This is a genomic window from Flavobacterium cupriresistens, from assembly GCF_020911925.1.
Taxonomy (GTDB): domain Bacteria; phylum Bacteroidota; class Bacteroidia; order Flavobacteriales; family Flavobacteriaceae; genus Flavobacterium; species Flavobacterium cupriresistens.
Genome location: NZ_CP087134.1, coordinates 3428659 through 3440776, shown reverse-complemented (window position 1 = coordinate 3440776; position 12118 = coordinate 3428659). Strand labels below are relative to the sequence as shown.

Sequence of the window (12118 nt, the reverse complement as noted above, 5' to 3'; positions counted from 1 at the left end):
GTATGAAAAAAGGATTATTACTACTTGTCATATTATTTAGTATGACTCCGGTACATTCTCAGGTTTTAATCTCTCTGATCTTTGGAGACAAACTCAACTCCCCTTTTCTGGAGTTCGGTTTAGAAGGAGGTGTCAATTTTTCGACAATCTCTAACCTGGATACTTCAGGAACAGAGCCCGGTTTTAATCTAGGTTTTTATTTTGATATCCGATCCAAAAAGAATCCGGCCTGGATGATCAACACCGGAGTAATTGTAAAATCTCCCATGGGCGCACACGGATTGCCGGTCTATTCTTTAAACGATGAAAACCTGGATAAAACTTTTGCTAATGGAAGTGTTGATCGGGAAATTCGGTACTTTAATGTTCCTATTTTAATCAAATACCAACTTAAAAACGGCATCTATTTCAAAGCCGGACCACAGTTGGGTTTATTAGCAAAAGCCTTTGATAAATTCCATCAGGAATACGACAAAGAGGATGTTGTCTACAAAAAAAACATCCGCGACCAGATTCATGTCATTGACGCCGGTATCGCTATTGGCACCGGTTATCATATGAAGGTTGGAAATGGTTTAAACCTAACCGTTCAATATTACTACGGATTGGTTCCGGTTATGAAAAATGATATCAACCCAAATTCATACAACAGATCGCTGTATGTAACAGCCGGAATACCTATCGGGAAAGGAAAAGCGGCTCAAAAAAGAGCTCAAAAAGAGGAAGAATTAAACAAAATTCCACTTCCTGAAGAAGCAAAACCTTAATTAACTCAAGTAGCTGATTAGTTATTCTTTTCAATCTGTTACTATTTTAGTAGTCTCCTGATTTAGTTCAATGGCATTGTGTTAAGGTGTTTTTTTTTACGCAAATTCTTCGGATTCTTCGGATTTTTCTATTTCAATCCGCTAAAATCTACGTGAGACTTTTTTTTAGCAATCCTTAACTAAATGATATTTTTTCACGCAGATTCTGCGGATTCTGCGGATTTTTTCTATTTCGATCTGCTAAAATCTGCGTGAGACTTTTTTTGACAATCCTATAACTTGTTTCATTTCAGGGATCAGAGAACCAACAACTTGAATTAATTGCACTCAACTTTTTTCAAAGACATAAACACAAAAAATCTCTATTCCGCTGAGTAAAGTTTTCCGAAAAGGTAAGAATCGTTAAAATCTAATTTTTTGACCACCTTTACTATTGTCTTTTTATCTGATTAACTATCATCGTCTCTTAATACAAATAAATCTATCCTTTTGTGGAACTTTATCTTCTGCGCTTGTAACGGTATCCAATAAACCATCATTCTTCCTTTCTTAATTTCCCTTAAAAACTACTAAAAAGAGAAATCCTGTAACATTATCTATAAATGCTGTAAGATATTTTTTAAGATTCTGAATAGTTTTACAGTATAACATTTAAAACATACCATTATGAAAAAGTTAGCACTGGCAGTAAAAGTAATTTTTGGCGCAGGATTAATCCTGATATTTCTAAATTCCTGCAAAAACGAACCAAAACAAGAAGACCCTAAAGAGGCCGCTGAAGATACAAATGAAGCCAAATTTGACTCCATTGAAGATAAACAAGATGACTCCGAATTTTTAGTAGATATTACGGAGGTAAATTTAGCTGAAATTGAAATCGGAAAACTGGCTCAAACCAAAAGTACCAATGCAGAAGTAAAAAAACTGGGAAAAATGCTTGTTGATCAACATACCAAATCTGCTTCTGAAGTAAGCGCTTTGGCTAAAACCAAAAACTTCACTATCCCAACTTCTTTAACCGAAGAGGGTCAGGAAGCATACAAAAAACTAAACGAAAAATCTGGTGTTGATTTTGATAAAAAATTCGCAGATATGATGATCGACGGTCATGAAAAAGCAATTAATGAACTGCGAAAAGCCTCTGAGAGTGCAAAAGATCAAGACATAAAACTTTGGGCATCTAAAAGTATTGCCGGTTTAACGGTACATTTGGAGCATGCCAAAATGCTTAAACAAGGTTTAGATAAAAAATAAGGTAAGTTTCTAAGGTACTAAGATGCTAAGTTTCTAAGTTTAACGTTTGTTTTTCTTAGAAACTTAGTGCCTTAGAAACTTTATTCAAAACTATTGTATTCTTCATCGGTTACACTTGCTAACCAGACTCCTTTGCCTTTATCAATTTCTGTGATAATTGTGATATGAGAATATCGGCTATTCGGTGTTGCACCGTACCAATGCTCTACTCCTGGCAATACGGTAATGACCTGTCCTTTATTAATCGTTTGTATTTCTTTACCCCTTTCCTGATAATAACCAACTCCGGCTGTCGCTATAAACAACTGCAAACTTGAATTGATATGCCAGTTGGATCTTGAACCCGGTTCAAAAGCAACATCTTTTATCATTGTATTTCTTGGGTGAATAGCACTGGTTTGTTTTTTATAAGAAACATCACCAGTCATATAAGTATTGGAAACTTTTCCTTCTTCCGTGACGGTACTATATTTTGTTGACATAAATTAGGTATTAAAGGGTTTCTTTTAAAGTATTCAAAAACTGTTGGATGCTGGTCTGTCACTCTTCAGTCCCGATTTATCCGCGGTGTTATCATTAAAAAGCAATCCGTTATTGAAAACTGCGCTTTAACCGACCACTAAGGACTTGTAAATGAGTATTACGATTAATCGAACACAAATTTACTTTAGTAAAGTCACTCCGAATAATAAAAATCAAACAAAAAATTAAGAATATCAAACAATTTACCCCCTAAGTGATTTCGGAATCGTTCCAGTAAGTCTTTTAAAATAATTATTGAAGTAACTCGGGTATTCAAATCCTAACGAATATCCGATATCTGCAATACTCCAATCGGTGTGTTGCAGTAATGCTTTTGCCTCACTGATAATTCGTTCTGTAATATGGGCTGTGGTAGGCTTTCCCGTGATTTCCTTTACCGAACGATTTAAATGATTTACGTGAACAGCCAAATTTTGCGCATAATCTTGTGGTGTCTTTAAGATAAGCGGCTGGTTTTTAGTCTCAATCGGAAATTGCCTTTCTAAAAGTTCTAAAAATAAGGCCGTTATTCTGGAAGAAGCATTTTTATGCTTATAGAAATTTTCCGAAGGCTGCATTTTCATGGATTCATGAATAATCAGATTGATATAATTTCGGATTAAGTCGTCTTTAAAAACATAATCCGTATCCTGTTCTTCAATCATTTTCTGAAAAAGAGACGTTACAAATACCTTTTGTTCAGCGGATAAATAAAAAATCGGAGTTCCGCTGATTTTAAACAACGGACATTCATGAAGACTTTCTGAACGATCGTTTACCTTTAGAAACTCCTCCGTAAAAACACAGGCAAAACCATGATAAGAAGGAGACAATACTTCCCATGAATAAGGAATATGCGGATTCCCGAAAAACAAAATAGTTCCGTCGGTTTCAATCCCTCTGTCGGCATATTGTATGATATTCTGACCGGTAGTAATACAGATCTTATAAAAATCTCGTCGATTATAAATGGGTATGGTACTACAATCACTCCCCACTTCATACACTTTAAACCCCTTCAGTTTCAAGTCGGAAGCAGCAAAATCAACAGTTTCAGAAATAAGGGTTTCCTTCATGCGCCAAAGTTATGAAATTCAAACAGATATTTGCTTCTTGGAAGGGTGAAAAGATTTTAGATTGTAGATTGCAGATTGTAGATTGTAGATTGCAGATTTTAGATTGCAGATTTTAGATTGCAGATTTTAGATTGTAGATTTTAGATTTTAGATTGCAGATTTTGGGATTTGTTTTTTGATTTGGAATTTGGAATTTGGAATTTGAGAATTGGGATTTTACCCCCCCTTAAATCACTAGTATTATTCAAGTTACATCTACAATTGCTGGGCTTTGAAAAATTTAGAATCATTCTATCTGCCCTTATTTGTCAAATCTTATTCAATTAACTTAATTTTACTTACAAATAGATAAATTGTATGAATTATGAGTGTTATAAAAGATGTAGACACGTTTCATAGCACCCTGAAAAGCATCGATCAGAAGATTAATACGCTGAATGATGAAAAAATAGTTGCTTTTTTTGAGTCGCTTGGTCTAAATGAAAGAGAAGATATCCCTAAAGATTTCCTCCAATGGGAAACCATACTTATCATTGTACCCGACCGTCATGTGTCTAATGAACTAAAATCCTATAAGTACTCAATTGCAAGGCTTGCCTTCGTTACCAACCCGTACGCCAGCCAGATTCATATTCTTGATTTTCAGGAATGGAAAAACAGTACCCGAAGTAAAACACAGTTTCAAATCAGAGAAATGCTGAAAACCAATTTTGGAGGGGTTAGAAAAATACCGAACGATTAATTAAATTCCAAATCTCAAATTCCAAATTCCAATCTTATACGTTAAAATTGGAATTTGGAATTTGAGATTTGGAATTTTCAACCCTATTGTGTTGTTACCAGGCTTTTGACCATTTCATTCAATGCATTTCCGTGAATGTTCTTCGCTAATACGACTCCGTTTTTATCCAGTAAGACATTAAATGGTAAAGCCTGAATCATATAATCCCCCACAACAGGAGAGCTCCAATACCTTATGTCACTAACCTGAGACCAAGGTTGTTTTAATTTCGCAACCATTGCCACCCAATTCGCTTTTTTATTGTCTAAAGAAACACCATAGATAGAAAGTTTATCCGGATACGTATTATAAAGTTTTAGTAATTCCGGTTGTTCTTTTAGACATGGTCCACACCACGTTGCCCAAAAGTCAACTAAAACCAATCCGCCTCTTAAAGACGAAAGTGCAATTGTCGTTCCTTTGGTGTCCGGAAGGTCTATTTCGGGTGCAATATCTCCTACATCAGTTCCAACAACTTGCGCGTTGACATGGATTAGAGTAAAGAATACTAAGGCTAAAATAAAGTAGCTTTTTTTCATAGGTAATTGTGTTTATCAGATAAATTTGGGACTATCTTCTTTTGTATCATTTTTAATTCAAAATCTTTCGCATTCTACGCTAATTGGCTTAGTAAAAGAATTAGCTATTTTGCATTTCTGCGTGTGAAATTTTTAACCCTATAAGTTATGTAAGTTCAATTAAACTAAACTTTATGATTGGAACGCTCACTTATCTATCTGTTCTCTTATTCTATTGTCAAAATAATCCAAATAAATCTGCTAAATCTGCGTGATAAATTCACATCAAAGTAAGTCAAAAAACCTGTATTCTGGCGGCTTTCCGGGAATAGCAATAAAAGACCTAAATCAAAACAAATATAATGACTTCCTGAAATATTTCAATACCTCCTTCAAAATTTAAGCTTCTAATATCCCCTTGCTCCATCTTAAAGTTATGCTAAATATTTTTCGCTAAACAGATATATCGGGAAAAGTCGATATCTTTGTTACATGGAACATATCGAAATATTCAAGGCATTGTCTAATAAATCCAGATTACAAATGCTGGAATGGTTAAAAGAACCTGAAATAAACTTCCCGGGCCAAATCACTGCAGGATTTGAACATGGGGTTTGTGTTGGGCAGATACAAGCCAAGGCAGGCCTGACACAATCAACAGTTTCTGAATATTTGTCGATTTTGCAACGTGCCGGTTTTATCGAATCCAAACGCGTTGGACAATGGACATACTACAAACGCAACGAAGGTGCCTTTGAAGCACTCAGTAAAATAATTAAATCTAATTTATAAATTACTATGAGTACAAATAGTTTATTTACTCCCTTTCACTTAAAAACTTTAAGTCTTAAAAATAGAATCGTAATGGCGCCAATGACGCGCTCTTTTTCTCCTAACGGAATCCCAACTAACGATGTAGCTTCTTACTACCAAAAAAGAGCGGAAGGCGAAGTTGGATTAATATTGTCTGAAGGAACTGTAATCAACAGAGCTTCTTCCTCAAATGATGCCAATGTACCTCGTTTTCACGGGGATGCAGCGCTGCAAGGCTGGAAAAAGGTCATCGATGAAGTTCATGCAGCCGGAGGACAAATGGGGCCTCAAATCTGGCATATGGGAATTATGGACAACCACCATTCGGGATGGGTTCCTCCTACTCCTTTTGAAGGGCCATCCGGATTAAACCGACCTGATTTTAGTAACGGAAATGCAATGTCTGAAAAAGATATTGAGGATACGATTATCGCTTTTGGAAAAGCCGCTGCAGATGCCAAAAGATTAGGTTTTGATACCATCGAAATTCACGGCGCTCACGGTTATTTAATCGATCAATTCTTCAGAGCCGAAACCAATTTACGTACCGACGTTTATGGTGGAAAAACATTGCCGGAACGTAACCGTTTTGCTATAGAAGTAATTAAAGAAATCAGAAAGCAAGTTGGAGAAGATTTCGCAGTTATAATGAGATTTTCTCAATTTAAACCTTCTGATTACAATTATAAACTGGCTAAAAATCCGCAGGAAATGGAAGCCTGGCTTACTCCTCTTGTGGATGCCGGTGTAGATATTTTACACTGTTCACAACGCCGTTTCTGGGAACCTGAGTTTGAAAATTCTGATTTGAATTTTGCAGGTTGGGCTAAGAAAATTACAGGTAAACCAACCATTACGGTAGGTTCTGTTGGATTATCAGGAGATTTTTTTGGTGCTTTTGCCGGCGAAAGTTCTCAGCCAACTTCATTAGAAGAATTAAACAGACGTTTCGACAGAGGCGATTTTGATTTGGTTGCGGTTGGAAGACCTCTTTTATCTGACCCGAATTGGGTGGCGAAAATCAAAACAGGAAAAACAGACCAGTTAAAAGGTTTTAGCAAAGAAGCTTTAGGACAATTGGTTTTGGAGTAATTTATTTTCCGGATCTATGGCGGCAATTTTAACCGCAAGGTACGCAAAGGGTTTACGCAATGAACGTAAAGTTTAATTATAGCAGTATGGCTCCTTTTTAATTTTACACCTATTTTTTTTTTTTCACGCAGATTTAGCAGATTGAACAGATTTTTTTAAGAGGTAAATAGATCAGCCTAATCTGCTAAATCTGCGTGAAAAAAAAATCTTTGCGAACGTTTACTTTATTTAATCACAAAGTAAAAACAAAGTACGCAAGGATTTGTGCAAGGGTAGCAAGGTTTAGTTGTAGCTTACTACCTTCTCTATGACTATTTGATTTTAGAATAATTTTTCTTTCTACTATCTAAAAAAGACATCTCTTTTACAGTTAATTACAGCATCTTATATACTCCTGCAAGGTCTTTTTGACCTTGTAGGTTTTTAATAACTCCAATTATACCTACAAGATCAAAAAAAGGCCTTGCAGGAAATGGGTTAACTCCAACAAATTACTCATCATCATCTCCATCTGTTTCAAAAAAGTCATTTGAATCAAAAGGAATATCATCGTCGGGATCTTTATCATGGGCATTAACTCCGGGTGGATTAAATAGCCCCCAATCATCTTTGATATAATTCCAAACATCAAAACTTGCTACCCAATCAACAAATAAAAGACGGAATTCATCAATTGCATTTCTTAACAAATCAATATAATCCAAATCTGTAATATCTTTTTCGAAGCGCAAACTTCCTGCCTGAACATATAATTCTCTGGCAGCTTTTCGAATAATTGAAGCATTTTCCATACGTAAATCATATAAACCACAACTTTCCGCACCTGCTATTTTAGCTGGAATAAGCATTGCATTTTCCAGCATAAAACAAACGGTTGTTTCTTGCAAAAAAACATTTTCAGCTGGCACAATATGCACAAATCCTTCTGTAAGTTTTAAAATTTGTTCTGCTTTTTGAAAAATGGGTAATTCATGAATTTCATCCATATCTGATATCCTTTGTATGTTCTACTTTCATCAAAGATATAAACTAAAAAAGGGACAAAACTTAAGTTTTCATCCCTTTTACTTATCTGTAACTAACAAAATCACAAATGAAATTTTTATCTTTTATGAAACAGGCACACTTCTTTTTTGAAATTTCTTCTGCAACCAATTCCTAACCGGCTCATCGTATAGTTTCAAACAGGCATAAGCCAATACGATACTGGCAATCAAAACTCCGATTCCCAACATATAACCGTCTTTTAAAGCAACTTTATTATCTACAACCCAAGCTGTATACCAATAAATAAGCGGATAATGTGTAATGTAAATCGGGTATGAAATAGCTCCCAAAAGTTTACAGATTTTCAATGAAAAAGGATTTTTTAATTCTCCTCCGGCTCCAATAGAGACAATTAAAGGAAATAATAAAATAACACAAACGGATTCATAAATCCCATTCATCCATAAAGTATTTTCGTCTCCAATTCTTGGGATGGCTAATACTATTGTGATCAGTAAACTACAGATCCAGAATGCTCCTTTTATGTGAATTAATTTTCCTAAACGGGAAAGTAAAACTCCGGCAAAAAACGGATACAATAAGCGGGTAAAACCAATATTCATTTGCTCCAGGTTTAAAGACCAGCCACCAATCACATCCCCTTTTGGTCCAAAAACAGTATAATTGATAAACATTCCGGCAAATATCACAACAAATAATGTCATCACTTTATTTGAAAATCTGCGAAAGAGTACCGCGTAGAGTATATTGGCAATATATTCAAAAAACAAAGACCAGGCCGGCCCGTTGAGTGGATGCATTTCACCCCAACCTCTAATCTCTGCTGATGGTGTCAACGGAATTAAAGTAAATCCAACAAACATCACCAGAATCAGTTTCCAAACCGGCATAGTTGCAATTTGCGGAAATAAAACGTCTGAAGCCTGAAAATAATACAATGCGGCTCCAATGATCATTCCCATAATGACCATAGGTTGCAAACGAATTAAACGTCGTTTGTAAAACTCCCATTGGGTCATCTTTTCCCAGCGATCGTCGTACGCATAAGCAACGACAAAACCCGATAAAAGAAAAAAGAAATCCACAGCCAGATAACCGTGATTGATCATTTGTATAAAACGATTCCCGCCTGAGAAAGTTTCAAAAATGTGAAAAGCAACTACTAAAATTGCCGCAACACCGCGCAATCCGTCAAGAATCTCGTAATGCTTTTTAGGTTTGATAATTAATGAATCTGAACTCATAAAATATTTTGGTGGTTAAAAGGTTAGTTTTGGTTTAATCTAAAATACTAAAAATTTCAAGTAGAGCGATTTTATCTTTTTAACACATCAAGACATTGTTTTGCAACTCAAAAAACATCTCAATAATTTAAACAATCAGAACTAAACAAAGTTTCGCGTTAAAATTCCACATCCAAAAAGTAAAACAAAAAAACAATCGTCATTATGTTAGGATATTTTTTCACGCAGATTTTGCGGATTCTACTGATCCCGCGGATTTTTTTAATTCATTCCGCTAAAATTTGCGCAAGACTTTTTTTGATAATCTTTGACTTACTGACATTGAGCTAAAGCAGGAGATTCTTCAAAATGATACTTTTACAAGCCTTTTAATTTTCACAAGAAACTTGAATTAAACTATTGTTTTCAAAAAAAACCTCCCACATCTCACATTTAATATTTCACATTCCCACAAATAGTCGCTTAAAAAAAAGCTGCAACTTTTTACCATTGCAGCTTTACAAACCAACCAAAGTTTAGAAATTAATAGAAATTATTGAAGCGAGAAACTCACTTTAGATTTTATATCCACTGCCGAAGCTCCAATTATGGCTTCGAAAGCTCCGGGTTCAGCCACCCAGTCGTGTTTTTTATCATCAAAAAAGCTTAAAGCTGTTTTATCTACTGTAAACGTTACTGTTTTCTCTTCTCCCGCTTTAAGCGAAATTTTCTCGAAACCTTTCAATTCCTTAATCGGACGAGGCAAAGACGATTTCAAATCACTGATATAGAGCTGAACGACTTCAGATCCTTCTCTGTTTCCTGTATTTTTTACTTTTACGGAAAACGTGATCTGATCTCCGGCTGTCATTTGTTTTTTGTCGGCTGTCACTTTCCCATATTCAAAAGTAGTGTAGCTTAAACCATGTCCGAAAGCAAATAAGGGTTTTGCTTTTTGCTTGTCTGCCCAGCGGTATCCGACAAAAATGCTTTCTTTATAGGTTACCTCATCGCCACCCGGAAATTCTCCTAAAGCATGAGCACCATTATCCGATAATTTTACCGGAAAAGTAAATGTCAGTTTTCCTGATGGATTTACATCTCCTACTAAAACAGCTGCCAAAGCATTTCCGGCCTCGGTACCTAAAAACCATCCCTGAACAATTCCGGGAACTTCTTTTACCCACGGCATCGCTACAGCATTACCTGAAATATTTATAAAAACGATTTTTTTATTTACTTTAAGCAATTCAGAAATCAATTGATCCTGATGGTACGGAAGTCCTAGTTCTGTTCGATCATGTCCTTCTGCATCCTGATGATCACTTTTGTTCAATCCTCCAAAAAACAATACAATATCGGCGTCTTTTGCCACCTTCAAAGCTTCGGCAGTCAACTCTTCCTGGGAACGTTTGTCCTCTAAGCTAACTTTTGCAACTACGCCGTTGTACTTACTGGTTGGGTCTCCCACATAACCACGGGCATATACAATTTCGGCTTGTGAACCTACTCTTTTCTTCAAACCGTCTAAAGGTAAAACTTCATATTTCGCTTTAAGCGAAGAACTTCCCCCACCAACGGTCATCATTTTGATCGCATTTTCTCCGATTACCGCAATTTTTTTGGTTTTAGAAAGATCGATTGGCAAAACATTATTTTTGTTTTGAAGTAATACAATTCCTTCTTCGGCGATTTTTAACCCGGCATCAGCATGTTCTTTTGTTCCGAAAGAGCCGAAAGGTCTTTCTTTATTCATAGTAGTTAAGAAAGATAAACGCAAAATACGACGTACTTTATCGTCCAGTTCTTTAGTTCCTACTTCACCATTTTTAATCATGTTTGAGTAAGGTTTTCCTAAATAATAGTTGTCGTAAGCATTACTCGTTCCCCACGAAAGTCCGTTTGTCCAGGAACCAAACTCCATATCCAAACCATTGTGAATGGCTTGTTTGGTGTCATGAACTCCTCCCCAATCGGAAATTACAACACCTTTGAAACCCCATTCACCACGAAGAATATCATTCAATAAAAACTCATTATGACAGCAATGTTGACCTTTGTATTTATTGTAAGAGCCCATTATTGCCCAAGCATCACCTTCTTGAACGGCAGCTTTAAAAGCGGGTAAATAAATTTCATATAAAGCACGATCATCCACAATTACGTTTACAGCATTACGGTTGGTCTCCTGATTGTTTAGGGCGAAATGTTTGACACAAGCAGCAACTCCATTAGACTGAACTCCTTTGATATAAGGAACTACCATTTTTGAAGTCAGAAAAGGATCTTCACCCATATATTCGAAGTTACGACCGTTTAATGGCGTTCTGTAGATGTTTACGCCTGGTCCTAACAATACATTTTTATTGCGGAAACGGGCTTCTTCTCCAATTGATTTCCCGTATAATGCAGCTAATTCCTTATTCCAGGTAGCTGAAAGAGCGGTAAGCGCAGGAAAAGCAATACAGGAGTCATTTGTCCAGCCGGCCTGATCCCACTCGTCCCATAAAACCTCCGTACGAATTCCGTGTGGTCCGTCTGTCATCCAGTTTTCAGGAATTCCCAAACGAGGAACGCCGGGCGAACTAAACTTAGACTGTGCATGAATCATGGCAATTTTCTCGTCGGTAGTCATTCGCAGAAGCGCATCTTCTACGCGTTCCTGAATTGGCTTTTTATCATCCAGATAAACCGGAACTTTATTTTGCGCTTGAAGCCCTAACGAACTCCATAAAACTAAAACAACAATTGTCTTAACGTTTTTAAACATAATTATTAATTTATTAAAGCATTTACTTTGGTCAGGAGACTCTTTTGGTTTGCCGGTTATTGTTGTTTTAACACATCAAGGCATAGACTTACTAAGCTTAAAAAAGACATTTTATTCCGAATAAATCGCATAAGGCTGTTTGGAAAAATTGTGATTTTCTTGAAGCGTCTTAGATGGTCAATTCTAAATTTATCTTTCTATGTGATAAGATAGTATGCGACACCATTACACCCAACGCATTCTTTTAAAAAGTGTCTTTTAATACTATTGTAAAGCTAAAACGTTATAGTACAC

The 12118-nt window shown here is 36.0% G+C and carries 11 protein-coding genes; 5 read left to right on the top strand and 6 right to left on the bottom strand.

All coding sequences use genetic code 11. The annotated features are described in order from the left end of the window. Positions 1-2: 2 nt before the first annotated feature. Complete coding sequence (locus tag LNP23_RS14650; protein WP_230001758.1) at positions 3-767, top strand: porin family protein; 765 nt, start codon at positions 3-5, stop codon at positions 765-767. A gap of 666 nt (positions 768-1433) precedes the next feature. Further along, the gene (locus tag LNP23_RS14645; RefSeq protein WP_230001757.1) at positions 1434-2021 is read left to right on the top strand and encodes a DUF4142 domain-containing protein; all 588 of its coding nucleotides are present in this window, start codon (positions 1434-1436) and stop codon (positions 2019-2021) included. 80 nt (positions 2022-2101) lie between these two features. On the opposite strand, the gene LNP23_RS14640 is transcribed toward LNP23_RS14645, so the two are convergent. Together LNP23_RS14640 and LNP23_RS14635 are read right to left on the bottom strand one after the other, a co-directional pair. Beyond that, positions 2102-2503: a cupin domain-containing protein gene (locus LNP23_RS14640; RefSeq protein ID WP_230001756.1), complete on the bottom strand. Its 402-nt coding sequence runs from the start codon at positions 2501-2503 to the stop codon at positions 2102-2104. A 243-nt stretch (positions 2504-2746) separates the two neighbouring features. Next, positions 2747-3619, bottom strand: a complete 873-nt coding sequence (locus tag LNP23_RS14635; protein WP_230001755.1) for a helix-turn-helix domain-containing protein — start codon at positions 3617-3619, stop codon at positions 2747-2749. A 364-nt stretch (positions 3620-3983) separates the two neighbouring features. On the opposite strand from LNP23_RS14635, the gene LNP23_RS14630 reads away from it, so the two are divergent. Next, complete coding sequence (locus tag LNP23_RS14630) at positions 3984-4361, top strand: hypothetical protein (protein ID WP_230001754.1); 378 nt, start codon at positions 3984-3986, stop codon at positions 4359-4361. A gap of 83 nt (positions 4362-4444) precedes the next feature. Here LNP23_RS14630 and LNP23_RS14625 read toward each other — a convergent pair whose 3' ends face one another. Next, the gene (locus tag LNP23_RS14625) at positions 4445-4939 is read right to left on the bottom strand and encodes a TlpA family protein disulfide reductase (RefSeq protein WP_230001753.1); all 495 of its coding nucleotides are present in this window, start codon (positions 4937-4939) and stop codon (positions 4445-4447) included. Between the two features lie 471 nt (positions 4940-5410). Here LNP23_RS14625 and LNP23_RS14620 point away from each other — a divergent pair, with 471 nt between their 5' ends. Both LNP23_RS14620 and LNP23_RS14615 read left to right on the top strand, forming a co-directional pair. After that, positions 5411-5710, top strand: a complete 300-nt coding sequence (locus LNP23_RS14620; protein ID WP_047776431.1) for an ArsR/SmtB family transcription factor — start codon at positions 5411-5413, stop codon at positions 5708-5710. A gap of 6 nt (positions 5711-5716) precedes the next feature. Next, positions 5717-6823 carry an NADH:flavin oxidoreductase gene (locus tag LNP23_RS14615; RefSeq protein WP_230001752.1) on the top strand — a complete coding sequence of 369 codons (1107 nt, stop codon included), beginning with the start codon at positions 5717-5719 and terminating at the stop codon, positions 6821-6823. Between the two features lie 491 nt (positions 6824-7314). On the opposite strand, the gene LNP23_RS14610 is transcribed toward LNP23_RS14615, so the two are convergent. The 3 genes from LNP23_RS14610 to LNP23_RS14600 form a co-directional block, all read right to left on the bottom strand. Continuing rightward, positions 7315-7809 (bottom strand): hypothetical protein, encoded by a 495-nt coding sequence (locus tag LNP23_RS14610; protein ID WP_230001751.1) that lies wholly within the window; start codon positions 7807-7809, stop codon positions 7315-7317. A 123-nt stretch (positions 7810-7932) separates the two neighbouring features. Beyond that, complete coding sequence (locus tag LNP23_RS14605; protein WP_230001750.1) at positions 7933-9075, bottom strand: acyltransferase family protein; 1143 nt, start codon at positions 9073-9075, stop codon at positions 7933-7935. Positions 9076-9607: 532 nt separating this feature from the next. Further along, positions 9608-11824, bottom strand: a complete 2217-nt coding sequence (locus tag LNP23_RS14600; protein WP_230001749.1) for a glycoside hydrolase family 3 C-terminal domain-containing protein — start codon at positions 11822-11824, stop codon at positions 9608-9610. Between the last annotated feature and the right edge of the window lie 294 nt (positions 11825-12118).

Bases quoted from the DNA above. Each gene is read 5' to 3' on its own strand.
- LNP23_RS14635 (WP_230001755.1), bottom strand. From the start codon at position 3,619: ATGAAGGAAACCCTTATTTCTGAAACTGTTGATTTTGCTGCTTCCGAC.
- LNP23_RS14605 (WP_230001750.1), bottom strand. From the start codon at position 9,075: ATGAGTTCAGATTCATTAATTATCAAACCTAAAAAGCATTACGAGATT.
- LNP23_RS14610 (WP_230001751.1), bottom strand. From the start codon at position 7,809: ATGGATGAAATTCATGAATTACCCATTTTTCAAAAAGCAGAACAAATT.
- LNP23_RS14645 (WP_230001757.1), top strand. From the start codon at position 1,434: ATGAAAAAGTTAGCACTGGCAGTAAAAGTAATTTTTGGCGCAGGATTA.
- LNP23_RS14650 (WP_230001758.1), top strand. From the start codon at position 3: ATGAAAAAAGGATTATTACTACTTGTCATATTATTTAGTATGACTCCG.
- LNP23_RS14620 (WP_047776431.1), top strand. From the start codon at position 5,411: ATGGAACATATCGAAATATTCAAGGCATTGTCTAATAAATCCAGATTA.
- LNP23_RS14640 (WP_230001756.1), bottom strand. From the start codon at position 2,503: ATGTCAACAAAATATAGTACCGTCACGGAAGAAGGAAAAGTTTCCAAT.
- LNP23_RS14630 (WP_230001754.1), top strand. From the start codon at position 3,984: ATGAGTGTTATAAAAGATGTAGACACGTTTCATAGCACCCTGAAAAGC.
- LNP23_RS14615 (WP_230001752.1), top strand. From the start codon at position 5,717: ATGAGTACAAATAGTTTATTTACTCCCTTTCACTTAAAAACTTTAAGT.
- LNP23_RS14600 (WP_230001749.1), bottom strand. From the start codon at position 11,824: ATGTTTAAAAACGTTAAGACAATTGTTGTTTTAGTTTTATGGAGTTCG.
- LNP23_RS14625 (WP_230001753.1), bottom strand. From the start codon at position 4,939: ATGAAAAAAAGCTACTTTATTTTAGCCTTAGTATTCTTTACTCTAATC.